Annotated in this window: 18 protein-coding genes and 3 tRNA genes; 14 read left to right on the forward strand and 7 right to left on the reverse strand. The window is 67.7% G+C overall.

Annotated features, from left to right (window positions below):
* Positions 1-139: 139 nt before the first annotated feature.
* Positions 140-1,774, forward strand: a complete 1,635-nt coding sequence (locus TBU01S_RS20510; protein WP_068639357.1) for a methyl-accepting chemotaxis protein — start codon at positions 140-142, stop codon at positions 1,772-1,774.
* 80 nt (positions 1,775-1,854) lie between these two features.
* On the forward strand, positions 1,855-2,271 hold the full coding sequence (locus TBU01S_RS20515) for a DUF2721 domain-containing protein (RefSeq protein ID WP_068639373.1): 417 nt from the start codon (positions 1,855-1,857) through the stop codon (positions 2,269-2,271).
* A gap of 17 nt (positions 2,272-2,288) precedes the next feature.
* On the opposite strand, the gene TBU01S_RS20520 is transcribed toward TBU01S_RS20515, so the two are convergent.
* Positions 2,289-3,413 (reverse strand): peptidoglycan -binding protein, encoded by a 1,125-nt coding sequence (locus TBU01S_RS20520; protein WP_068639358.1) that lies wholly within the window; start codon positions 3,411-3,413, stop codon positions 2,289-2,291.
* A 3-nt stretch (positions 3,414-3,416) separates the two neighbouring features.
* Positions 3,417-4,490, reverse strand: a complete 1,074-nt coding sequence (locus TBU01S_RS20525; protein ID WP_068639359.1) for a MotA/TolQ/ExbB proton channel family protein — start codon at positions 4,488-4,490, stop codon at positions 3,417-3,419.
* Positions 4,491-4,843: 353 nt separating this feature from the next.
* Here TBU01S_RS20525 and TBU01S_RS20530 point away from each other — a divergent pair, with 353 nt between their 5' ends.
* From TBU01S_RS20530 to TBU01S_RS20565, 8 genes are all read left to right on the forward strand, one after another.
* Positions 4,844-6,811: an AMP-dependent synthetase/ligase gene (locus tag TBU01S_RS20530; protein ID WP_068639360.1), complete on the forward strand. Its 1,968-nt coding sequence runs from the start codon at positions 4,844-4,846 to the stop codon at positions 6,809-6,811.
* Positions 6,812-6,822: 11 nt separating this feature from the next.
* Entirely contained in the window at positions 6,823-7,653 is an 831-nt protein-coding gene (locus TBU01S_RS20535; protein ID WP_418647275.1) for an ABC transporter ATP-binding protein, read from the forward strand.
* A 14-nt stretch (positions 7,654-7,667) separates the two neighbouring features.
* Positions 7,668-8,597 (forward strand): branched-chain amino acid ABC transporter permease, encoded by a 930-nt coding sequence (locus tag TBU01S_RS20540; protein ID WP_068639361.1) that lies wholly within the window; start codon positions 7,668-7,670, stop codon positions 8,595-8,597.
* A 30-nt stretch (positions 8,598-8,627) separates the two neighbouring features.
* A complete protein-coding gene (locus TBU01S_RS20545; protein WP_068639362.1) occupies positions 8,628-9,692 on the forward strand; it encodes a branched-chain amino acid ABC transporter permease in 1,065 nt (354 codons plus the stop codon).
* A 100-nt stretch (positions 9,693-9,792) separates the two neighbouring features.
* The gene (locus TBU01S_RS20550; protein WP_068639363.1) at positions 9,793-11,109 is read left to right on the forward strand and encodes an ABC transporter substrate-binding protein; all 1,317 of its coding nucleotides are present in this window, start codon (positions 9,793-9,795) and stop codon (positions 11,107-11,109) included.
* Positions 11,110-11,204: 95 nt separating this feature from the next.
* A complete protein-coding gene (locus TBU01S_RS20555; RefSeq protein WP_068639364.1) occupies positions 11,205-12,044 on the forward strand; it encodes an ABC transporter ATP-binding protein in 840 nt (279 codons plus the stop codon).
* A 49-nt stretch (positions 12,045-12,093) separates the two neighbouring features.
* The gene (locus TBU01S_RS20560; RefSeq protein WP_068639365.1) at positions 12,094-13,329 is read left to right on the forward strand and encodes a phenylacetate--CoA ligase family protein; all 1,236 of its coding nucleotides are present in this window, start codon (positions 12,094-12,096) and stop codon (positions 13,327-13,329) included.
* Positions 13,330-13,391: 62 nt separating this feature from the next.
* On the forward strand, positions 13,392-14,582 hold the full coding sequence (locus TBU01S_RS20565) for a CaiB/BaiF CoA transferase family protein (RefSeq protein WP_088178907.1): 1,191 nt from the start codon (positions 13,392-13,394) through the stop codon (positions 14,580-14,582).
* 89 nt (positions 14,583-14,671) lie between these two features.
* Here TBU01S_RS20565 and TBU01S_RS20570 read toward each other — a convergent pair whose 3' ends face one another.
* Positions 14,672-15,097: a PhaM family polyhydroxyalkanoate granule multifunctional regulatory protein gene (locus TBU01S_RS20570; protein ID WP_068639367.1), complete on the reverse strand. Its 426-nt coding sequence runs from the start codon at positions 15,095-15,097 to the stop codon at positions 14,672-14,674.
* Between the two features lie 81 nt (positions 15,098-15,178).
* Positions 15,179-17,128: a hybrid sensor histidine kinase/response regulator gene (locus tag TBU01S_RS20575; protein ID WP_068639368.1), complete on the reverse strand. Its 1,950-nt coding sequence runs from the start codon at positions 17,126-17,128 to the stop codon at positions 15,179-15,181.
* A 161-nt stretch (positions 17,129-17,289) separates the two neighbouring features.
* Here TBU01S_RS20575 and TBU01S_RS20580 point away from each other — a divergent pair, with 161 nt between their 5' ends.
* Positions 17,290-17,934 (forward strand): response regulator, encoded by a 645-nt coding sequence (locus TBU01S_RS20580; RefSeq protein WP_281178483.1) that lies wholly within the window; start codon positions 17,290-17,292, stop codon positions 17,932-17,934.
* A gap of 25 nt (positions 17,935-17,959) precedes the next feature.
* Here TBU01S_RS20580 and TBU01S_RS20585 read toward each other — a convergent pair whose 3' ends face one another.
* The 3 genes from TBU01S_RS20585 to TBU01S_RS20595 form a co-directional block, all read right to left on the reverse strand.
* Positions 17,960-18,664 (reverse strand): P-loop NTPase family protein, encoded by a 705-nt coding sequence (locus tag TBU01S_RS20585; protein WP_068639370.1) that lies wholly within the window; start codon positions 18,662-18,664, stop codon positions 17,960-17,962.
* 102 nt (positions 18,665-18,766) lie between these two features.
* Positions 18,767-19,540 carry a class I SAM-dependent methyltransferase gene (locus TBU01S_RS20590; RefSeq protein WP_068639371.1) on the reverse strand — a complete coding sequence of 258 codons (774 nt, stop codon included), beginning with the start codon at positions 19,538-19,540 and terminating at the stop codon, positions 18,767-18,769.
* Between the two features lie 376 nt (positions 19,541-19,916).
* Positions 19,917-23,501, reverse strand: coding sequence for an indolepyruvate ferredoxin oxidoreductase family protein (locus TBU01S_RS20595; RefSeq protein ID WP_068639372.1), 3,585 nt, complete (start codon positions 23,499-23,501; stop codon positions 19,917-19,919).
* A gap of 254 nt (positions 23,502-23,755) precedes the next feature.
* Between TBU01S_RS20595 and TBU01S_RS20600 the strand changes: the two genes are divergently transcribed.
* From TBU01S_RS20600 to TBU01S_RS20610, 3 genes are all read left to right on the forward strand, one after another.
* Positions 23,756-23,840, forward strand: a tRNA-Tyr gene (locus TBU01S_RS20600).
* A gap of 107 nt (positions 23,841-23,947) precedes the next feature.
* Positions 23,948-24,021: transfer RNA gene (locus TBU01S_RS20605), tRNA-Gly, on the forward strand.
* Between the two features lie 17 nt (positions 24,022-24,038).
* Positions 24,039-24,113: transfer RNA gene (locus TBU01S_RS20610), tRNA-Thr, on the forward strand.
* Positions 24,114-24,241 lie beyond the last annotated feature (128 nt).

Here is a 24,241-nt window from a genome sequence, read left to right on the forward strand (position 1 = left end):
TTTTCGCCAGCCGGCAACGGCCGGGGATGGAATTGCCAGGAATGGGCATCTAATATGGGTAGTGCCATTGCTAAAGAAATGGTTTTGGTATCCGTTGATGAAAGTGCCCCCTGAAAACATCCCCTGGCGGAAACAAAAAATGAAAAACAACCAGCCCGTGACATCGGTCGAGACATTGGTGCCGGAAGGCGAGTTCATCTACAGCCGGACAGACTGCCTGGGCAAGATCGTCGCGGCAAACGATCTCTTCGTCGCCCTGTCGGGCTTCAGCCGCGAGGAACTGATCGGCCGGCCGCACAACGTCGTCCGCCATCCCGACATGCCGCCGGAGGCCTTTGGGGATCTGTGGCGGGCGCTGAAGGCGGGCGAACCCTGGAGCGGCTACGTCAAGAACCGCCGCAAGGACGGCGGTTTCTACTGGGTGCAGGCGTTCGCCTCGCCGGTGCGCGAGAACGGCAAGGTGATCGGCTACGAATCCGTGCGGCGCCATGTCGATCGGGCGACGATTGCCGAGGTCGATGCCGCCTATCGCCGGATGCGCAGCCGTCCCGGCCGCTTCGAGGTGCGTGAGGGACGCGTGGTCCGGACCGGGCTGGCGGGGCGCTTGTCGGACTGGTCGCTGGCAGGACGCTTCGGCTTCGGGCTGGGCGTCGCGGCAGCCGGTGTGGCGATGCTGGCCTTGGCCGCACTCGGTGGCCGGGCCTTGTCCGATGCCTGGCTTTGGGCGGCGCTGGCAGCGGTCCTCGCGGCTGGCGGCTGGCTGCAGTTCGGCGTGATGCGAGGCGTGCGGGCGGATTTGTCCCGCCTGCGCGAAACCATGTCGGCAACGCAGCGGGATGGTGATCTGCGCCGTGTCGTCCATATCGAAGGCGGTGGCGAAGTGCGTGCGATCGGAGACGCCTTCAACGCGATGATGGCCAACCTGCAGGCGATCCTGATCAATGTCCGCGAGGCGGCAGAGCGGATCGTGGTGCAGTCGGATACGCTGAAGCAGTCGAGTGGCCTGGTGTCGAGCGGTGCGGCGGGCATGAGCGAGGAGGCGTCCTCCACCGCGGCGGCGGTCGAGCAGGTGACCGTGGCGGTGGGCGAAGTGGCCGAGCATGCGCTTGCCTCCGCCGAGGCCGCACGCGAGACGCAGCGCGCCGCTGCCGACGGCATGGCGCAGGCGGAACGGGCCGTGAGCGAGATCGGGCAACTGGCGCGGACGGTGGGCGAAACCGCTGCCAGCATGGACAGGCTCAGAGCGGCCTCGGGCGAGATCGGCAACATCGCCATCGTCATCAAGGAGATCGCCGATCAGACCAATCTGCTGGCGCTCAATGCTGCGATCGAAGCGGCACGGGCGGGCGAATGGGGACGCGGCTTCGCGGTGGTGGCGGACGAGGTGCGCAAGCTGGCCGAGCGGACGACGGCGGCGACGGGCGAGATCGGCGCCATCATCGGTTCGTTGCACGACGAAACCCGGACCGCGGCCGGCAATGCCGAATCCGGCACTACGCAGGTGCGCCTCAGCGTCGGCCTGATCGAAGAGACCCAGGCGGCCCTGGCGGCGATCCGCGCCTCGGCCGAGAACAGCCTGGGCCTGATCGACGGCATCGAGCTGGCCACCCGCGAGCAATCGGCCGCCGTGACCTCGATCGCCGGCAGCGCCGAGGGCATCGCCCGCCGCGCCGGGGAGTCCTCGGCCGCGGTGAGCGGCATCGCCGACGCGTCGCGCAGCCTGGCCGAGGTGTCCTGCGGGCTCGATGCCGCCCTGGCACGGATAAAGGTCTGACACGAGGGGGACGAGCGGGGGGCCAGGGAACCGGAGGGCCGAGACTGCGCAAGCCGGCCGGAGTTACACTGCCGGCCATGATGAACCTGACCACACCGGCGCTGCTGTTTCCGGCGATCTCGCTGTTGCTGCTCGCCTACACCAACCGTTTCCTGACGCTGGCGCAAGTCATCCGCCAACTGAATTCATCCGTCGACCGCAGCGGCGAACTGGTGCAGCGCCAGCTGCCCGGGCTCAAGCGCCGCATCCTGCTGACCAAGTACATGCAGGGTTTCGGCGTGTTCAGCTTCCTGCTGTGCGCGCTGTCGATGTTCGCGCTGTTCATGGACGCCGACCTGCCGGGCAAGCTGCTGTTCGGCGCCAGCATCCTGACGCTCGCCCTGTCGCTGGTGCTGTCGCTGATCGAGGTGCTGCTGTCGACCGATGCCCTGTCGCTGGTGGTCGAGGACCTGGAGTCGGCGAAGGGGGCAGCGCAAGGCTCGGCAAAAGGGGGCTGACAGGATGGCAGCTGGCGTCAGCGGCTGGTGAGCTTGAGTTCGATGCGGCGGTTGCGGGCGTAGGCTTCGTCGCTGGTGCGCGCGTCGAGCGGATGGAATTCGCCGTAGCCGGTTGCCGCTAGGCGTTGCGGCGGAATGCCCTGGCCGCGCAGGATCTTGACGATGGCCAGCGCGCGCGCGGTGGAGAGTTCCCAGTTGGACGGGAAGCGCGGCGTGGAGATCGGCCGGCGGTCGGTGTGGCCATCGACCTGCAGCACCCAGGGCAGGTCGGCCGGGATCTCGGCGGCCAGCGTCTTCAGCGTTTCGGCCAGGCGGGTGAGCTGGACCATGCCGTCCGCGCTGACTTCGTCCGAGGCGGTCGGGAACAGCACTTCGCTCGAGAACACGAAGCGGTCGCCGACGATCTGGATGTCCTTGCGGTCGCCGAGCACGGCCTGCAGGCGACCGAAGAATTCCGAGCGGTAGCGGGCCAGCTCCTGCACGCGGGCGGCCAGCGCCAGGTTCAGTTCGCGCCCCAGTTCCTCGATCCTGAGATCCTTGTCGCGCGCGGCCGCTTCGGCGGCGGCCAGCGCGGTGTTGAGCTGTTCGAGCTGGGTGCGCACGGCGGCGAGCTGGCGATTGAGCAGTTCGACCTGGGCGATGGCCTGTGCGGACATCTCGGTCTGTTCCTTGAGGCCGCGTTCGCTGGTGTCGAGGGCGCTGGCCAGGCGCGCGACTTCGGCTTCGAGTTCGGCCTTCAGGCGTTCGAGTGCGGCGATGCCGGCGCCCAGCCGGGCGGCTTCCTCGCGCTGCGCGCGGGCTTCGTCCTGTGCGGCGTGGAGTTCGTCGCGGGCGCTGAACAGTTCGGTGGACAGGGCTTCGCGTTCGCGCTCGGTGGCGGCCAGCGAAGCGCTCAGTTCGCCGACCTGCGCGTCGGCCCGCTCGCGCGCCGACTGTTCCAGGCTCAGCGTCTGTGCCAGTGCCGCCAGTTCGGCATTGAGGCGCGCCAGCGCGCGGTCGCGCCCGCTGACCGCGTCGCTGAGCACGAACTGGCCGATGACGAAGATCAGGATCACGAATACCAGCGCTATCAGCAGCGAGGCCAGGGCGTCGACGAAGCCGGGCCAGAAGTCCAGCGCGCGGCGTTGGTTCAGGCGGGCCATCGCTCAGCTTGCCTTCTGCCCGCCGAGCGCCGCGGCGATGGTGCGCGACAGCAGGCGCAGTTCGGCGCGCAGTTCTTCCGAGAACTGGGCGGTCTGCGTGCCTTGCGCCGGCTGCTGGGCGAGCTGGCGGATCAGGCCGCGCAGGTCTTCCTGCGACGAGGACAGCGCCGACAGGTCGCGCGATTCGCGGCCGATGAGCTCGGTCAGGCGGCCGATCTGGGTGTTGAGTTCGGCGAGGTGCTCGGCGGTGACGCGGCGTTCGCGTTCGGACTCGACCGCGGTGCGCTGCATGCGCTCCATGCCTTCGGCGGTCTGTTCCAGCAGGGCCTGCACGTAGGCCGGCACGCTCGCCTCGCCTTCGAGGCCGGTGGCGGAGGGCAGCCGCGTGATGTGCGACAGCCATTCTTCCAGCTCGTTGTAGAAGCGGTTCTGCGCATGCCCGGCCTGCAGATCGAGAAAACCGACGATGAGTGAACCGGCGAGGCCGAACAGCGAGGTCGAGAAGCTGGTCGCCATGCCGCCGAGCGGTTCGTCGAGATGGGATTTGAGGCTCTCGAACATCGCCACCGGATCGGTGCCGACACTCATGTTGCCGATGATCTCGCTGATCGAGCGGATGGTGATGAGCAGGCCCCAGAAGGTGCCGAGCAGGCCGATGAAGATCAGCAGGCCGACGATGTAGCGCGACAGGTCGCGCTGTTCTTCGAGGCGGATCTGCACGCTGTCGAGCAGGGTGCGCATCGAGGCCGGCGACAGGTGCGACTCGCCGCGCCGCCGGTTCGACAGCAGCCGCGCCATCGGCGCCAGCAGCACGGGGCGCAGGTCCGGTGCGGCTTCCGGATGGCGCTGGAAAGCTTCGATCCACAGGACTTCGCGCTGCAGCCGCCACACCTGGCGCAGATTGACGGCGATGCCGATCGCCAGCACGAACAGGATCACGCCGTTGAAGCCGGGGTTGGCGAGAAAGGCGTGCTTGAGCTGCGGCACCAGCACCGCCGCGAGCAGCGCCACCAGCGCCAGGAAAACGCCCATCCAGGTCGTGACGTGGACCGGCTTGGTGAAGACCTTGTGTTCCATGGGGACGACATCCTCATTGCTGGACGCGGTGGCGCCCGAGGCGGGCAAACCCCCTGCCGGCCAGCGCTCGTGGGCAAACTCTCCGTGCCGTCGAAGTCTAGCGCGAATTCGGCTCCCGGGCGTTGCCCGAACGGCGTCCGGAGCCCGGGCGCCGGCGGCAGCCGGCCACGGCGGGGCGCGGATTCGGCGATTGCAACAATTCACTACATTCTGCAAACAGTTGCGCAAACATGGCTTGCGAGACTGCAGCCTGAATCGACACGGGCGGCATGCCGTGTCGCACCCGGACCGCAGGACGAAACCAGAGCAGCGGCCGAGGAGACAGGCAGTACGACACTGGAGGAGAGAGGGGCATGTCCGACAACGACCGGCGGGATGCGGGGCTGGATACCTTTCCGCGCTACCTGATGCACCATGCCAGGCAGCGGCCGCAGCAGCCCGCCATGCGCGAGAAGGAATACGGCATCTGGCAGACCTACGATTGGGGCCAGGTGGCCGACAACGTGCGGGCGATCGCCTGCGGCCTGGCGAAGCTCGGCTTCAAGCGCGGCGACCGCCTGGCCATCGTCGGCGACAACCGGCCGCGGCTGTACTGGTCGGTGATGGCCTGCCAGTGCCTCGGCGGCATTCCGGTGATGATGTACCAGGACGCCGTGGCGCAGGAGATGGTCTATGTGCTGCAGGACGCCGAGGTCAAGTTCGCCATCGTCGAGGACCAGGAGCAGGTCGACAAGATGCTGGAGATCGCCGCCGAGACGCCGCTGCTCCAGCACGTGATCTACGACGATCCGCGCGGCCTGCGCAAGTACGACCAGCCCCTGCTGATGGCGCTGGACGCGCTGCAGGAGGCCGGCCGTGCCTGGGCGCAGGAAAGACCGGATTTCCTCGATGGCGAGATCGCCAAGGGCGCGCCGGACGACATCTCGGTGATGCTCTACACCTCGGGGACCACCGGCAAGCCGAAGGGCGTGTGCCAGACCCACGAGGCTTTCATCTCGGCGGCGCGCGGCGCAATCCAGTTCGATGCGCTGACCGAGCGCGAGGACATCCTGTCCTACCTGCCGATGGCCTGGGTGGGCGATCACCTGTTCTCCTTCGCCCAGGCGACGGTGGCCGGCTTCACGATCAACTGCCCGGAGTCCGGCGAGACGGTGATGACCGACCTGCGCGAGATCGGCCCCACCTACTACTTCGCGCCGCCGCGCGTGTTCGAGAACCTGCTGACCCAGGTCATGATCCGCATGGAGGACGCCAGCGCGCTGAAGCGCGGCATGTTCCACCATTTCATGGAGGTCGCCCGCCGCTGCGGCTCCGACATCCTGGACGGCAAGCCGGTCTCCGGCGGCGACCGCTTCCAGTACTGGCTGGGCAATCTGCTGGTGTACGGGCCACTGAAGAACGTGCTCGGCATGAGCCGCATCCGCGTCGCCTACACCGCCGGCGCGGCGATCGGCCCCGACCTGTTCCGCTTCTACCGCTCGATCGGCATCAACCTGAAGCAGCTGTACGGCCAGACCGAGACCTGCGCCTACGTCTGCCTGCAGCCCGACGGCGAGATCAAGCTCGACTCGGTGGGCAAGCCGGCGCCCTACGTCGAGGTCAAGCTCGCCGACAACGGCGAGATCCTGGTCAAGGGGCCGATGCTGCTGAAGGCCTACTACAAGCGGCCGGACGCCACCGCCGAGGCGATCAATGCCGACGGCTACTTCATGACCGGTGATGCCGGCTATTTCGACGAGGATGGGCACCTGAAGATCATCGATCGGGCCAAGGACGTCGGCAAGATGGCCGACGGCTCGATGTTCGCGCCCAACTACATCGAGAACAAGCTCAAGTTCTTCCAGCACGTCAAGGAGGCGGTGACCTTCGGCAGCGGCAAGGATTTCGCCACTGCCTTCATCAACATCGATCTCGAGGCGGTGGGCAACTGGGCCGAGAAGAAAGGCATGGCCTATTCCGGCTACACCGACCTCGCCTCGCAGGATGCCGTGTATGCGCTGATCCGCGACTGCGTCGAGAAGGTTAATGCCGACCTCGCCGCCGATCCGAACATGAGCGGCGCGCAGATCAAGCGCTTCCTGATCCTGCACAAGGAGCTGGACGCCGACGACGGCGAACTGACCCGCACGCGCAAGGTGCGCCGCAACTTCATCGCCGACAAGTACGCGGTGCTGGTCGATGCGCTGTTCGAGGGCCGCGCGCGCCAGTTCATCGAGACCCAGGTTACCTACGAGGACGGCCGCGTCGGCAAGGTCTCGGCCGACCTGCGCATCGAGGAAGCGAAGACTTTTGCGCCGCAGGCCGGCCAGCGCGCCGCCTGAGGAGACGAGGAATGGACATGACCGACATCAACCCCGCCGCCTCGGCTGCCGCCGCGGATTCGGGCCGCCGCTTCGGCGACGTGATCCTGGACCTGCAGAACATCTCGCTGCGCTTCGGCGGCGTGAAGGCGCTGACCGACATCAGCTTCGACGTGCGCGAGCACGAGATCCGCTCGATCATCGGCCCCAACGGTGCCGGCAAGAGCTCGATGCTCAACGTCATCAACGGCGTCTATCACCCGCAGGAAGGCCGGATCCTCTACCGCGGCCAGGAGCGCAAGCGGCTCGAGCCCTACATGGCGGCGCGCCAGGGCATCGCCCGCACCTTCCAGAACATCGCGCTGTTCAAGGGCATGAGCGTGCTGGACAACATCATGACCGGCCGCAACCTGATGATGAAGAGCAACATCCTGCAGATGGCGCTGTACTGGGGCCGGGCGCAGAAGGAGGAGATCGCCCACCGCGAGAAGGTGGAGGAGATCATCGATTTTCTCGAGATCCAGGACGTGCGCAAGACGCCGGTGGGGCAGCTCCCCTACGGCCTGCAGAAGCGCGTCGAGCTGGGCCGCGCGCTGGCGGCGGAGCCGTCGATGCTGCTGCTCGACGAGCCGATGGCCGGCATGAACGTGGAGGAGAAGCAGGACATGTGCCGCTTCATCCTCGACGTCAATGACCAGTTCGGCACCACCATCGTGCTGATCGAGCACGACATGGGGGTGGTGATGGACATTTCCGATCGTGTCGTGGTGCTCGACTACGGCAAGAAGATCGGCGACGGCGCGCCGGACGAGGTGCGCAGCAACGAAGACGTCATCCGTGCCTACCTTGGCACGTCGCACTGAGCGGGGACACAGTCATGGGATTCTTTCTTGAAACCTTGTTCGGCGGCTTGATGGCCGGCATGTTGTATTCGCTGGTCGCGCTCGGCTTCGTGCTGATCTACAAGGCCTCGGGCGTGTTCAATTTCGCCCAGGGGGCGATGGTGCTGTTCGCCGCGCTGGCGATGGCGCGCTTCGCCGAATGGTTCCCGAAGTGGTTTGGCTTCGAGAGCCTGCTGCTGGCCAACCTGCTGGCCTTCATCGCGGCGATGGCGATGATGGTGGTGCTGGCCTGGGCGATCGAGCGCCTGTGCCTGTCCAAGCTGGTCAACCAGGAAGGCATCACGCTGCTGATGGCGACGCTGGGCATCGCCTACTTCCTCGACGGCTTCGGCCAGACCCTGTTCGGCAGCGACATCTACAGCATCAACGTCGGCATGCCGAAGGACCCGGCCTTCATCCTCGAAGGCATGTTCGAGGGCGGCGTGATGGTCAGCAAGGAAGACCTCGTCGCCGCGGTGATCGCCGCGCTGCTGGTGATCGTGCTGGCGCTGTTCTTCCAGAAGACCAAGACCGGCCGCGCGCTGCGTGCGGTGGCGGACGACCACCAGGCCGCCCAGTCGATCGGCATCCCGCTGAACACGATCTGGGTCATCGTCTGGTCGGTGGCGGGCTTCGCCGCGCTGATCGCCGGCATCATCTGGGGCTCCAAGCTGGGCGTGCAATTCACGCTGTCGCTGGTGGCGCTGAAGGCCCTGCCGGTGGTGATCCTGGGCGGGCTGACCTCGGTGCCGGGGGCGATCATCGGCGGGCTGATCATCGGCGTGGGCGAGAAGCTGTCGGAAATCTACATCGGGCCGATGCTCGGCGGCGGCATCGAAATCTGGTTCGCCTACGTGCTGGCGCTGGGTTTCCTGCTGGTGCGGCCGCAAGGGCTGTTCGGCGAAAAGATCATCGACCGCGTCTGACCGCGTCACGCACTCCGGGAGAACATCCGCATGCTGTACAGAGAAAACGGCCAGTTCAAGACGAGCTACGCGGCCGACCAACAGATCTTTCCCATCCTGCAGGACCGCTGGGCGATCGGCCTGCTGCTGCTGGTCGCCTTCGTGGCGATGCCGCTGCTGGGCTCGGAATACTTCTTCCGCGCCATCCTGATTCCCTTCCTGATCCTGGCGCTGGCGGCGCTGGGGCTCAACATCCTGGTCGGCTACTGCGGCCAGATCTCGCTCGGCACCGGTGCCTTCATGGCGGTGGGCGCCTATGCCGCCTACAACTTCATGGTCCGCATCGACGGCATGCCGCTGATCGTGGCGATGCTGCTCGGCGGGCTGGCGGCGACCGTGATCGGCGTGCTGTTCGGCATTCCGTCGCTGCGAATCAAGGGCCTGTACCTGGCGGTGGCGACGCTGGCGGCGCAGTTCTTCACCGACTGGGCCTTCCTGCGCATCGGCTGGTTCACCAACCATTCGACCTCGGGTTCGGTGAGCGTGGCCAACCTGAACGTGTTCGGCATTCCGATCGAGTCGCCGGTCAGCAAGTACCTGTTCTGCCTGGTGGTGGTGTGCGTGTTCGCGCTGATGGCCAAGAACCTGACGCGCAGCGCCATCGGCCGCCAGTGGATGGCGATCCGCGACATGGACGTGGCGGCGGCGGTGATCGGCATCCGCCCGGTGTACGCCAAGCTGACGGCCTTCGCGGTGAGCTCCTTCATCGTCGGCGTGGCCGGCGTGCTGTGGGCCTTCGTGTATCTGGGCGCCTGGGAGCCGGCGGCCTTCTCCATCGACCGCTCCTTCCAGCTGCTGTTCATGGTCATCATCGGCGGGCTGGGCTCGATTTCCGGTGCTTTCCTCGGCGCGGCCTTCATGGTGCTGCTGCCGGTGGTGCTCGACCAGTTGCCGCACTGGCTGGGCATTCCCATCTCCACGGCCACCGTCTCCCATCTGGTGCACATGATCTTCGGTGCGCTGATCGTGTTCTTCCTGATCGTCGAGCCGCACGGCCTGGCCAAGCTGTGGAGCGTGGGCAAGCAGAAGATGCGGCTATGGCCCTTCCCGCACTGATTTTCCGGTGCGGTGCCCGAATCGATGCGGAGTTCGGGCTTTCGTTGCAGCTTCCGGGTACGCGGTACGTACCACTCACCAAAAACACGAGGAGACACCCATGAAATTCAAACCTCTGGCTCTCGCAGCGACGCTCGCCACCCTGGGTGCGGCATCCTTCGCCACCCCCGCCGTGGCGCAGGAGCAGTACATCCCGCTGCTGTCCTACCGCACCGGTGCCTACGCGCCCAACGGCATCCCCTGGGCCAATGGCAAGCAGGATTATCTGAAGTACGTGAACGCCAATGGCGGCGTGAACGGCGTCAGGATCGCCTATGAGGAATGCGAAACCGGCTATGCCACCGACAAGGGCGTGGAGTGCTACGAGCGCCTGAAGGGCCGCGGCGCCTCGTCGTTCGATCCGCAATCCACCGGCATCACCTTCGCGTTGACCGACAAGGCGCCGATCGACAAGATTCCGCTGATCACGCTGGGCTACGGCCTGGCGGCGTCGCAGGACGGCGGCGTGTTCAAGTGGAACTTCCCGCTGATGGGCAGCTACTGGACCGCGGCCGACATCCTGATCCAGCACCTGGGCGAGAAGGAAGGCGGGCTGGACAAGCTCAAGGGCAAGAAGATCGCGCTGGTCTATCACGACTCGCCGTTCGGCAAGGAGCCGATCCCGCTGCTGCAGAAGCGCGCCGAGATGCACGGCTTCCAGCTCAACCTGCTGCCGGTGACGGCGCCGGGCGTGGAACAGAAGGCCACCTGGCTGCAGGTGCGCCGCGACCGTCCCGACTACGTGCTGCTGTGGGGCTGGGGGGTGATGAACTCCACCGCGCTGAAGGAAGCGGTGGCCACCGGCTTCCCGCGCGAGAAGATGTACGGCGTGTGGTGGGCCGGCGCCGAGCCGGACGTCAAGGACGTCGGCGCCAACGCCAAGGGCTACAACGCGCTGGCGCTGAACCCCAACGGCACCGGCTACCCGCTGATCCAGGACATCCTGAAGAAGGTGCATGACGCCGGCCAGGGCTCCGGTCCGCGCGACGAGGTCGGCTCGGTGCTCTACACCCGCGGCATGCTCATCTCCATGCTCACGGTGGAAGCCATCCGCCGCGCCCAGGAACAGTACGGCCAGGGCAAGGTGGTGACGCCCGAGCAGGTGCGCTGGGGCTTCGAGAACCTCGACATCGACGACAAGCGCCTGGAAGAGCTGGGCCTGGCCGGCGTGGTGCGCCCGATCAAGACCTCGTGCGACGACCACATGGGATCGTCGTGGGCGCGCGTCCATCAGTGGGACGGCGGCAAGTGGGTGATGGGCGAGACCTGGTACGAGGGCGACAAGAGCGTGATCGATCCCCTGGTCAAGGAAGCGGCCGACCGTTACGCCGCCGAGAAGCGCATCCAGCGCCGCAGCGCCGACGACTGCAAGGCTTGAGCCTTGCGCCCCGGTCCCGCAAGGGGCCGGGGTTGCCATGAATCAGGACGGGCCGCCGCCCGAACGCGGCGCCCGCATCAACAGCGGATGAGACGATGAACACCTCCACGACGAATGCGCCTCCGGCTCCCGAGTCCAACATCCTCCTGAACGTGAACGGCATCGAGGTCATCTACAACCACGTGGTGCTGGTGCTGAAAGGGGTATCGCTGCAGGTGCCGGAAGGCCGCATCGTCGCCATCCTGGGCGGCAACGGCGCGGGCAAGACCACCACGCTGCGGGCGATCTCGAACCTGCTCAAGGGCGAGCGCGGCGAAGTCACCAAGGGCATGATCGAGTACCGTGGCGAGCGCGTCGAAGCGCTGTCGCCGTCCGACCTGGTGCGCCGCGGCGTCGTGCAGGTGATGGAGGGGCGCCACTGCTTCGCCCACCTGACGATCGAGGAAAACCTGCTCGCCGGCGCCTACACCCGCAGCGACAAGGGCGAGATCGCCGCCAATCTCGACAAGGTCTATACCTATTTCCCGCGCCTGAAGACGCGCCGCACCAGCCAGGCGGCCTATACCTCGGGCGGCGAGCAGCAGATGTGCGCGATCGGCCGGGCGCTGATGTCGAACCCCAACATGGTGCTGCTGGACGAGCCTTCGATGGGCCTGGCGCCGCAGATCGTCGAAGAGGTGTTCGAGATCGTCAAGGATCTCAACGCCAAGGAAAAGGTGAGCTTCCTGCTCGCCGAACAGAACACCATGGTGGCGCTGCGCTATGCGGATTTCGGCTACATCGTCGAGAACGGCCGCATCGTCATGGAAGGCGCGGCGCAGGAGCTGGCGAGCAACGAGGACGTCAAGGAGTTCTACCTCGGCCTGTCGGGCGAAGGGCGCAAGAGCTTCCGCGAGGTCAAGCATTACCGCCGCCGCAAGCGCTGGCTGAGCTGAGCACGGGCGCCGCAGCGAATTCCACAACGCAGCGAACAGGGATGCCGACATGAATTTCTACGATGAGCGGGAAACCCGCGATCCAGATCAACGCGAGCGCGAGCTGATGGCGCGCCTGCCGGCGCAGATCGCCCATGCGCGCGCGAACGCGCCGGCCTTCGCCAGACTGCTCGCGGACGTCGACCCCGCTGCGGTGTCGAGCCGCGCCGCGCTTGCCGCGCTGCCGGTCACGCGCAAGTCGGAACTGCTGGAGCTGCAGAAGGCTGCGAGGCCCTTCGGCGGCTTTGCCGCCGTCGGCTGGGGCGCGGCCTGCCGGCGGGTGTTCGCTTCGCCCGGGCCGCTGTACGAACCCGAGGGCGCGCGTGCCGACTACTATCGCCTCGCCCGCGCCCTGTTTGCGGCCGGCTTCCGCGCCGGCGATCTGGTGCACAACACCTTCTCCTACCATTTCACGCCAGCCGGCTCGATGATGGAAACGGCGGCCCATGCGCTGGGCTGCACGGTCTTTCCGGCCGGCACCGGCCAGACCGAGCAGCAGCTGGCGGCGATCGCCGACCTGCGGCCCGATGCCTATGTCGGCACGCCGTCCTTCCTGCGCATCCTGCTGGACAAGGCGGAGGAGTTCGGCCTCAGGCCGTCCTTCACCAAGGCCTTCGTCTCCGGCGAAGCCTTTCCCCCCAGCCTGCGCGACGCCTTCGCCGCGCGCGGCATCCAGGCCTTCCAGGCCTATGCCACCGCCGACATCGGCCTGATCGCCTACGAGACCGAGGCGCGCGAAGGGCTGGTGGTGGACGAGGACGTCGTGGTCGAGATCGTCCGTCCGGGCACCGGCGATCCGGTCGCGCCCGGCGAAGTGGGCGAAGTGGTCGTGACCACGTTCAATCCCGACTACCCGCTGATCCGCTTCGGCACCGGCGACCTGTCGGCGCTGCTGCCCGGCGCCCCGCCCTGCGGGCGGACCAATCTGCGCATCAAGGGCTGGATGGGCCGGGCCGACCAGACGACCAAGGTCAAGGGCATGTTCGTGCATCCGGGGCAGATCGCCCAGGTCGTCAAGCGCCATCCCGAGATCACCCGTGCGCGGCTGGTGGTGGACAACCCCGACCTCAACGACCGCATGACGCTGATGTGCGAAGTCGCCGGCGGCGGCGGCGAGACGCTGGCGGCGGCGATCGCCGCCAGCCTGCGCGAGCTGACCAAGCTGCGTGGCGAGGTCGCTTTCCTGCCGGGCGGGGCGCTCGCCAATGACGGCAAGGTGATCGACGACATGCGGACCTACGCGTAAGCTGCGTCCGTTCCGTTTTACCGTGCGGCGCCTGCGGGCGCCGTTCTCGTGTGAGGATGCCCATGGCCGAAACCCCCTGTGATTCCGCACGCGCGCCGCTGGCCGGCGTGCGCGTGCTCGATCTGACACGCTTGCTGCCCGGCCCGCTGGCGACGCAGCATCTGGCCGACTACGGTGCCGACGTCATCAAGATCGAGGACACCGGCGCCGGCGACTACGCGCGCGGCATGGGTGCGATGGGCGGCGACACCAGCTGGTTCTACCAGGTGGTCAATCGCAACAAGCGCAGCCTGCGCCTGGATCTCAAGCATCCGGAAGGCAGGGCGGTGTTCGAGAAGCTGGTGGCGGACGCCGACATCCTGGTCGAAGGCTTCCGGCCGGGGGTGATGGACAAGCTCGGCATCGGCTACGCCGCGCTGGCGCGGATCAATCCGCGCCTGGTGTTCTGCAGCATCTCCGGCTACGGCCAGACCGGCCCCTATGCGCAGCGCGCCGGGCACGACATCAACTACATCGGCTATGCCGGCGTGCTCGACCAGATCGGTGCCGCGGGCGGCGCGCCGGCGCTTTCCAACCTGCAGTTGGGTGATTTGCTCGGCGGCACCATGACCGCCCTGTTCGGCATCCTGGCGGCACTGGTCGATGCCCGCGCGAGCGGCAAGGGGAGGATGGTCGATGTGTCGATGACCGATGGCGTGATGGCCCATGCCATCTTCCCGCTGGCCGAAGTGCTGGCGAACGGGCGAGTGAGGCCGCGCGGCGAGGATCTGCTGACCGGCCAGGTGCCGTGCTACGGCGTGTATCGCACCGCCGACGGCCGCTACATGGCGGTCGGCGCGTTGGAAGAGAAGTTCTGGAACATGGTCTGCGATGCGCTCGAACGGCCGGACCTGAAGCCTTTCCACCTGGCGAGCGGCGAAGCCGGAGAACGGGCCAGGGCCGAGGTCGCGGCCATTTTCGCCCGCCGCAGCCAGGCCGAGTGGGTGGCGCTGTTCGATGGCGTGGATTGCTGCGTGACGCCGGTGCTGAGCCTGGACGAAAGCCTGGAGAACCCTCAACTGCAAGCGCGCGGCATGGTGGTCGAGGTGGATGGCGTGCGCCAGTTCGGCCCGCCGGTGAAGCTGTCGGGCATGCCGGAACAGGTCTTCCGGCCGGCGCCGGCAGTGGCGGGCGCCGACAGCGACGCGGTGCTGGGCGAGGCTGGCTTGAGCGTGGCCGACATCGCGCGCCTGCGCGAGGCGGGCGTCATCTGACGCGGGGCCGGCTGCGGGCAGAGCGAAACAACGGGCACCTCAGGCCGGAGCCGGGCGGTGCCCGCCGGGTGCAGGTCTTGCGCCTGGCCTTACTTGTCGCCGGCAGGCTTGCGCCGAGTGCTGCGGGGGCTCGCCTTGGCTTCGGCCGCGGGCGCGGCGGTGTCGGCCTGCGGTTGTTCGGCCGGATTCATCAGGTTCCAGGGCCACATCGCCGCCGCTGCGGCAAAGGGATTGGTGCTGATATCGGGCCCCGCCTCGTCCGAGTCGGAGCGCGTGCTCATCGCCTTGACCGCCGAGAGCGCGGCGCGCTGCAGTTCCAGACCCTGGATGCTCATCTGCAGCATGTTCAGGTTCATCTTCAGCCAGCCTTCGACCGCCTTCATGTCGGTGATGCGCTTGTCGAGCTCGTCGACGTCGAGGGTGGGCGTGACCATGCCGGGAAGCGAAAAGCCCATGCTGCTCCACATGCCGCGAACGAATTCGAGCGGATCCTGCGCGTTGTGATCTTGAGACATTGACACGCTCCCGATAAGTGGTGGTGATGACCGAATAGTAACCGATGGATCGTCTCGCTGCTGCATCCGCATTCGCGCAGCTCAATGGCCGCCGAGCATGCGGTGCATCAGTGCGCGCAGTTTGGCCGGGCGCAGCGGCTTGTGCAGCAGCGGCAGGCCGGCTGCGCGGGCGCGGGCGAGCGCCTCGGGCGCGGTGTCGCCACTGATCAGCACTGCGTGCAATGGCGGCGCCTGGCGCTCCCGGCGCAGCTTCTGTGCGAGTTCGATGCCGTCGAGCGCACCGCCCAGGCGCAGGTCGGAGATGAGGATTTCGATCGGCTCGGCTTCGTCCTCGAGCTGTTCGAGCAGGTGCTCGGCGTCGTTGGCGACGATCAGTTCGCAGCCCCAGGAAGCGAGCAGACCGAGCATGGCGTCCCGCACCAGCGGATCGTCTTCCACCACGGCGACGCGGACACCGCTGAGGCTGCCGAGAGCACGGACTTCCTCGTTTGCGGCAGTCTCGGCTTCGAGGGGGCCGAAGGGCAGCTCGAGGGCGAACACCGATCCCCGTCCGGGGGCCGAGCGCAGCTCCAGGCGGTGGCCGAGCAGGTCGACCAGGCGGCGCACGATCGCCAGGCCGAGGCCGAGCCCTTTGTCGCGTGCGCGCTCGGGGTTGCCGAGCTGCACGAACTCCTGAAAGATCGCCTGCTGGAATTCGGCCGGGATGCCGGGGCCGTCGTCGCGCACTTCCACGCGCAGGGCGTCGCCGCGGCCGCGGCATGCGATCAGGATGCTGCCGTCCCGCGTATGGCGGACGGCGTTGCTGACGAGGTTGCCGACGATCCGCTCGAACAGCATCGGGTCGCTGCGCACGTACCGCTGCGTCGCCGGCTGCCGCAGGTACAGCCGGATGCCGCGTGCCCGGGCGGCGGGCCGCTGCTCGTCGCGGATGCGCTCGAGAATGGGGGCGGGATCGAAGCTGCGGACGACCGGCACCAGCACGCCGGCATCCAGGCGCGAGATGTCGAGCAGGCTGTCGAGCAGTTGCTCCATCGCGCTGGCCGAGGCGGCGATGCGATCGACGATCTGCCGGCTGCGTGCATCGAGCGCCTGCTGCGACAGCTCCGAGATGAACAGGCCGAGCGCATGCATCGGCTGGCGCAGATCGTGGCTGGCGGCGGCGAGGAAATGCGATTTCGACGCGTTGGCATGTTCGGCTTCGGCCGTGCGGGCACGCAGTTCGGCGGTGGCCTCGTCGATCTGGCGGCGCATGTGGTCATGCGCATGCTCGAGGCGCTCGGCCATTTCGTTCACGCCTCGCGCCAGGCGCTGCAGGCTGCCGCCGCCGCGGGCTGCGGCGCGTTCGTGCAGCCGGCCGTGGCCGATGCGCAGCACGACGTCGGCGACTGCACGGATGGGGCCGGTGACGCCGCGGCTCAGGCGTGCGGCCAGCAGCAGGCTGGCGAACAGCACCACCAGCATCGAGCCGATGCCGGCCAGCAGCAGTTCGGTGCGGCGCTGCTGCAGCCGTTCGAGCGAGAGATCGAGCACCACGATTCCCTGCGGGCGGGCCAGGTCGATGTGCGGCGCATCGGCCGGCGCGAGCGAAATGCCGTCGTCGATGTCGATCGGCATCGGCCGGATCGTCTCGGCCAGCCGCAGCAGCATGCCGTCCTGCAGCAAGGTGGAGCGGGCTTCCAGCGGGGGCGCGAGCCGGGGCTCCGGCAGCGGAGGCGCCGGCGGGTCGGTGGCCTGCCGGCTGAGCGCCAGCAACTGGCCGTCGCGATCGAAGATGTGCACGGCCAGGACGTCGTCTTCACCGGTCGCGGACGAGGCGATCTGCTGCAGCGCCTTGGTGTTGCCGGCGAACATGGCCTGCTCGCTCGCCGCCGCGAGCTGGCGGGCGAAGGCGCGGCCGCGCGCAGCGAGCGCCTCGTCCAGATCGGAGAGGCGCAGGCCGGTGAATACGGTGGTCATGATTGCGGCGAGGATCAGCATCGGCAGCACGGCCGCCAGCATCACCCGCGAACGGACGCCCCAGTCCGAAATCATGGCCTGTCCTCCTCCTGTCTCAGAGTGCGCACGGCCGCCGTCGGCAGACGCCCGTGCGCAGGGGAAGCGATTGTCGCCGTTTTCGGCCGCACGGGGTGAAAGACCCTGCCGGCCTGCATGCTATGCTTCGCCGGCATACGACAGCGAGGGTGGTGTTGCAGGTGGAACGGCATGCAAGCAGGATACTCATCGTCGAGGATCATGCCCTCGTCCGCGAAGCCATGGCACAGAGCCTGGCACGGCTGCAGGCGGGGCTGGTGTGCGTCGAGGCGAGCAGCGCCGACCAGGCGCTGGCCTGCCTCGATGCCGACGGCGACATCGACCTGGCGGTGATCGACCTGATGCTGCCCGACATGAGCGGCTTCTCCCTGCTCGCCATCCTGGCGAAGCGCTTCCCCGAGATTCCGGCCGTGGTGGTGTCGGCGATCGACGACGAGGCATCGGTGAGGCGCGCGATCAAGGCCGGCGCTTCCGGCTACGTGTCGAAATCCAGTTCCAGCGAAGTGCTGCTGCAGGCGGTCAGGGACGTGCTCGAAGGCGGAGTGCATCTGCCCGAGGCGAAAACGGCTGCGCAGCCGGCAAAGCGGGCCCGCTTGCCGGCCAGCGAGCGCTACGGCCTGACCGCGGCCCAGGGGCGCGTGCTCGAACTGCTCGCCGCGGGCAGGACCAACCGGGAGATCGCCGACCTGCTAGGGGTTTCGGAAGGCACGGTCAAGGTGCATATGACGGCGATCTTCCGCGCGCTCGACGTGTCGAGCCGCGCCCAGGCGCTGGTCGTGATGTCGCGCTGCGGCGCGCGGCTTTGAGCGGAGCGGGGCCGTCCGGCCTGGCTCAGTGGGAGCGCCGCGCCGCGCCGGCCAGGCGCAGGGGCCGCTCCGTTGCCGGCAGCGGCTCGACGTCGTCGAGGTGTTCGTCGTCGGCGGCTTCGGCGAAGTCGATCTCGAGAACCTGCAGCACCTGGCGGGCGATCGAACGGCAGGCGTTGGCCAGCGGCGTCGGCAGCTGTTCCGGTATCTGCCGCTGCAGCAGCAGCTTCGAGGACGACAGCGCGTTGACCGGGCGCAGGATACGGTGGCGGTGGGCATGCATCAGCTGCGCGACGGCGCGGTCGGCGGCGTCGCGCTGCCAGGCGTTGTTCGGCCACTGCGAAGGAACGGCGTAGGCGCGCGGGAACATCTCGAGGTCGCGCAGCACGGTGCGGATGTCCTCGTGCGATTCGCGGAACGGCAGCAGCACGATGTCCGACAGTGCATAGAGCTTGCGGTCCATCTCGGTGCGGTTGCCGCCGCCGTCGATGATGCCGATCCAGTCGTCGAGTCCGCGCAGCTTGTCCACGACCTTGGTCAGCGCCTCGCGGGTGCGGGCATCGGCGGTGACGTAGCGCCGGCCGGCGGGCGACAGCGGCTCGCGCGAGGTGTCGGTGAGCACGCAGGCGGCGCGCTGGCCGAGCAGGCCCAGGCCCTGGCACAGCATGTGCGATAGCGTGGTCTTGCCGGTGCCGCCCTTGTTGCCGATCACGCAGATGATCTCAGCCATGAATCCGTCCATCCTTTGCTGGCGGCCGCGGTCGACCGCACGATCGGGATTATCCGGGGACAGGGACGCCGGCAAGCGGTGGAAAAGCGCCGGTTCGACCCGCTATTTCGGCCTATCGGCGCTGTCGCCCGGTACGCCGATCCGGTACAGGTGGAGCTGCGTGCCGCGCCGGTCGCCGACGGCGACGATCCGTTCCGCTTCGATGCCGGGCACGGCGAAGCTGTTGCTGACGAGCAGGCTGCCGGGTTTCATCTCGGCGCTGGCCTTGGCCCAGACCTCCGCCATCGGCACCGGTGACAGAAAGGCATACACCACGTCGCAGTCCGACCATGCCGGGGCGAACAGGTCGCCGCGCCGCCAGTCGATGTTGGGCAGACGACGCGTCAACAGGTGCCCGAGCAACCATGGAATGGGCGCGAGTTCGATACCGGTGAAGCGGCAGTCCGGCCGGGCACGGGCGAGCGGGCGGAGCACCGAGCCGGTGCCGGCACCGATGTCGAGGAGGCGGGCCGGCGCGGCGGGCAGCAACTGGCCGAGAGCTGCCGCGGTCGCGCGGTTGCTCAGGTAGAGCGGCACGCGGCTGTGGAAGCTCGTCCAGTATACGAGCAGCAGTAGCACGAAGCCGGCCAGGAACCAGCCGGGGTGCAGGTCCAGCGCCCGCGCCAGCCCATGGGCGAGCAGCGCGGTGGGCAGGAAGCCGAGATGGATCGGCAGCCACCAGCGTTCGCTGCGCAGCAGCAGGCTGGCGAGGGCGGCCAGGACTGCCTGCGCGGCGACCAGCGGCCACAGGCCGCCGACGAATCCTGCACGGGCGAGGGCGAAGGCGCCTGCCACGCCGAGCAGTTGGGCGCAGAGGGCTTTGAGGGCTGGCGGCATCGGTTGGCGGAGGGTGAAAGACGCCGATCTTAGCCTGCATCCTGAGGTTTATCGGGCATGTCTCCGTGCCGGTGGCTCGCCCGCGCCGCCCGGGGTATCCCTTCTGGGGGCTGCGGAACTCGCCCTGCGGGCTCGGACAGTCCTCGCCCCCGCCAGGGATACCCCGGACGGTGCGGGCTGCCTGGGTGCTTGATCGAGGCCGTTGGCCGTCGCGTTGCGTCGTTTTGCTGCGTAGGGTGGGTAGAGCCGCAGGCGAAACCCACCGAGTCGGATTGTGGAAGGTGGCTTCGTCTGTGCGTGGATTTGGTGCTACTGCTCGCCCTGCTGCGCACCTGTTCGGTGCACGTCTGGAGGCAGGGGGCGTAGGTGGTCTGCTTCAGGCTGTCACCTCCGTTCGTGATCTGCTGTCCGCCATGGCTTCCGTGCCGGAGCCTGGCTGCTCGGCCGTGCTCGCCGGGGTGGCCCGCCATTGCGCGAGCAACTGCCTGCGCTGCTGCGCCGCCCAGGCCATGTTCCTGGTCTTGATGTGGCCGAAGCCGCGAATGCGCTCGGGCAGTTCGGCGATCTGGATCGCCAGCGGCAGGCGGTCCGGGCTCAGGTTGCCGAGCAGTTCCTCGATGTCGGTCTCGAATTCCGTGATCAGCGCGCGTTCCGCGCGCCGCTCCGCGGTGTGGCCGAAGATATCCAAACGTGTGCCGCGCAGCCGCTTGAAGCCGGCGAGCAGGCGGAACAGCCGCAGCACCCAGGGGCCGAAGCTGCGCTTGGCGATGCGGCCGGTATGGGGATCGGGGCGTGCCAGCAGCGGTACGGCGAGGTGGAAGCGCAGGCCGTAGTCGCCTTCGAAGGTTTCGTCGAGCTGCCGCCGGAACGCGGCCGCAGTGTGGAGGCGGGCCACTTCGTATTCGTCCTTGTAGGCGAGCAGCCTGGCATAGCTGCGCGCGACGGCTTCGGCCAGGCCGCTGCCGGCGCCGATGCAGCGTGCTTCCGCTTCGCGCACGCGTTCGACCAGGCGGCGATAGCGTTCGGCATAGGCTGCGTCCTGGTAGTCCGTCAGCATCGCCATGCGGCGCTCGATCAGCGCATCCAGGCCCGGTGCGGGCAGGTTTTCCGCGCTTGCCGGCGGCAGCAGCGCTTCGACGCTCTGCAGATCGTGGGCCGCCCGCCTGCCCCAGCGGAAGGCGCGCCTGTTCATGTCGACCGCTGCGCCGTTGAGTTCGATCGCCTGCATCAGCGCGGCTTCGGACACCGGCACCAGGCCGCGCTGCCAGGCGAAGCCGAGCAGGAAGGGATTGACCGCCAGGCCGTCGCCGAGCAGTGCCTGCGCCAGCCGCTGCGCATCGATGAAGTCGCTGTCGACCGCAGTGGCGTCCCGCAAGGTGGCGATCATGCGCTGCTGCGGGAAGCGCCAGTCGGGGTCGTGGGCGAAGGCCGAAGTGGGAATCTCCGCGGTGTTGATCACGGCCCGGCTGCGGCTGGCCGCCATCTTGGCCAGCGCCTCGACGCTGGCGCTGACGATCAGGTCGCCGCCGATCACCGCATCGGCTTCGCCGGCGGCGATCCGGACGGCATGCAGCGCCTCGGGCTGGTCGGCGATGCGGATGTGGCTGAAGACCGAGCCGCCCTTCTGTGCCAGCCCGGTCATGTCGAGCACGGTGACGCCCTTGCCGTCGAGATGGGCGGCCATGCCGATCAGGGCGCCGATGGTGATGACGCCGGTGCCGCCGACGCCGGTGACCAGGATGCCGAAGGGCGTGGTCGTCGATGGCCGCTGCGGCTCGGGCAGCAGCGGCAGGCTGGCTTCGTCGCCGGCGATGGCTTGGCCCTTGCGCAGGCTGCCGCCTTCGACGGTGACGAAGCTGGGGCAGAAGCCGTTGAGGCAGGAATAATCCTTGTTGCACGAGGACTGGTCGATGCGGCGCTTGCGGCCGAGGTCGGTTTCGACCGGCAGGATGGACATGCAGTTGGACTGGTCGCCGCAGTCGCCGCAGCCTTCGCAGACCGCCTCGTTGATGAACACCCGCAGCGCCGGATCGGGGTAGGTGCCGCGCTTGCGGCGGCGGCGCTTCTCGGCGGCGCAGGTCTGGTCATAGATCAGCGCGGTGACGCCGCCCGAGGCGCGCAGTTCGCGCTGGATCAGGTCGAGCTCGTCGCGGTGGCGGATCGGCACATGGGGGAGGTCGGCCGGACCGTAGGCGCGCTCGGTGCCATCGGTGACGACGACGATGTTGTGCACGCCCTCGGCCTGCAGCTGGCGCACGATGGTGGGCACGTCGAGCGGGCCGTCGTGAGGCTGGCCGCCGGTCATCGCGACGGCGTCGTTGTAGAGGATCTTGTAGGTGATGTTCACCTTTGCCGCGACGGCCTGGCGGATCGCCATCAGGCCTGAATGGAAGTAGGTGCCGTCGCCCAGGTTGGCGAAGATGTGCGCTTCGTCGGTGAAGGGCGCCTGGCCGACCCAGGGTACGCCTTCGCCGCCCATGTGGGTGAAGGTCTGGGTGCGGCGCTCGGGCATCCAGGTCGCCATGTAGTGGCAGCCGATGCCGGCGAGCGCGCGGCTGCCTTCGGGGACGTGGGTGGAGGTGTTGTGCGGGCAGCCCGAGCAGAAGGTGGGCACGCGGTCGGCGCTGAAGCTGCGCTGCGCCAGGGCCTGCTCCTTGGCCTGGAGGAAGGCGATGCGGGTCTCGATGCGTTCCGAGGTGACGAAACGGCCGATGCGCAGCGCGATGGCGCGCGCGATCATCGCCGGCGTCAGTTCGCCCGCGGCGGGCAGCAGCCAGGTGCCGTGGTCTATCGTGCCGTCCGCGCGCTGGACGTGCGCCCATTCCCCTTTCTCGTCGAACTTGCCGACCACGCGCGGGCGCACGTCCTCGCGCCAGTTGTACAGTTCTTCCTTGAGCTGGTATTCGAGCAGCTGGCGTTTTTCCTCCACCACCAGGATCTCTTCCAGGCCTTCGGCGAAGCTGCGCACGCCGTCGGCTTCGAGAGGCCAGACCATGCCGACCTTGTAGACCCGCAGGCCGATTTCGGCGGCCTGTGCGGCGTCGATGCCGAGGTCGTCGAGTGCCTGGCGCACGTCCAGATAGCTCTTGCCGCTGGTGATGATGCCGAGCCGCGGATTGGGCGAGTCGATGACGATCCGGTTGAGCCGGTTGGCGCGGGCGTAGGCCAGCGCGGCATACAGCTTGTAGTGCAGCAGGCGCTTTTCCTGCAGCAGCGGCGGGTCGGGCCAGCGCAGGTTGAGGCCGTCGGCGGGCAGGGCGAAGTCGGTCGGTACCACCACCTGCACGCGCTGGGGATCGATATCCACCGAAGCGGAGGTCTCGACGGTGTCGGCGAGCGCCTTGAACGCGACCCAGCAGCCGGAATAGCGCGACAGGGCGTAGCCATGCACGCCGAAATCGATGTACTGCTGCACGCCCGCGGGGGCGAGCACCGGCATCATCATCGACTTGAAGAAGTGGTCGGTCTGGTGCGGCAGCGTGGAGGACTTGGCGGCGTGGTCGTCGCCCGCGACCACCAGCACGCCGCCGAAACGGGCGCTGCCGGCGGCATTGGCGTGGCGGAAGACGTCGCCGCAGCGATCGACGCCCGGCCCCTTGCCGTACCACATCGCGAACACGCCGTCGTGGCGGGCGCCCGGCGACAGCTGCACCTGCTGGCTGCCCCAGACCGCGGTCGCGGCAAGGTCTTCGTTGATGCCGGGCTGGAACACGATGCCGTGCTGCTCGAGATGGCGGCGCGCCTTCCACAGCGTCTGGTCGAGGCCACCGAGCGGCGAGCCGCGGTAGCCTGAAACGAAGCCGGCAGTGTCGAGGCCGGCGGCCTCGTCGCGGGCTTTCTGGATCATCAGCAGGCGGACCAGCGCCTGGTAGCCGGTGAGATAGACGCGGCCGCTCGTGGCGGTGTACTTGTCGTCCAGGCTGGGGGCCCTTGTCGCGGGATGCGGGTCATGTACGGCCATGGCGCTGTCTCCTTCCAGAGCTTTGGTTTCCGGAATGGCACGGGCTGCCTGCGACACAGGCCTTGTGGGCGGTACCAGCAGGGAGCCGGTGCGATCAGGCTAAGCGAATGCGCGTGGCGCTTTCAATGCCGGAAAACCCGCAAGATTCCCCGGCATCCTGCGGAATGGGCGGCGGCAATCGACGCCGGCGCGGAAAGCTGCAAAAAGTGTTTGACATGGATTATTTCGTCGCCTATAGTGCGTGGCTCTCGCGTGGAGGGATACCCAAGCGGTCAACGGGATCAGACTGTAAATCTGACGGCTCAGCCTTCGAAGGTTCGAATCCTTCTCCCTCCACCAGTAATACAGACGCCGGGCGGCGCGTTCGGTTCGGTCGGCGTAGTAGTGAAGTGGGTTGAAGGATTGAGGTTGAGGAATCGGCTGCGAGTTCATGCAGTGGTGGCTGTGCGGGTGTAGCTCAATGGTAGAGCAGAAGCCTTCCAAGCTTATGACGAGGGTTCGATTCCCTTCACCCGCTCCAGATGTGCTGTTTTCGGCGCCCTTGTAGCTCAGTGGTAGAGCACTCCCTTGGTAAGGGAGAGGCCACGTGTTCAATCCACGTCAAGGGCACCACTCATTTTCTGCCTGGCCTGGCGCGGCGGCCAAGATGATCGGATTCCGGTCTGAATGGGCGCCGTTCTGGTTTTTCTGGTTCTGATCTTAAGGATGGCGATATGGCTAAGGGTAAGTTTGAGCGGACG

The sequence above is a fragment of the Thauera butanivorans NBRC 103042 genome (assembly GCF_001591165.1).
GTDB lineage: Bacteria > Pseudomonadota > Gammaproteobacteria > Burkholderiales > Rhodocyclaceae > Thauera > Thauera butanivorans.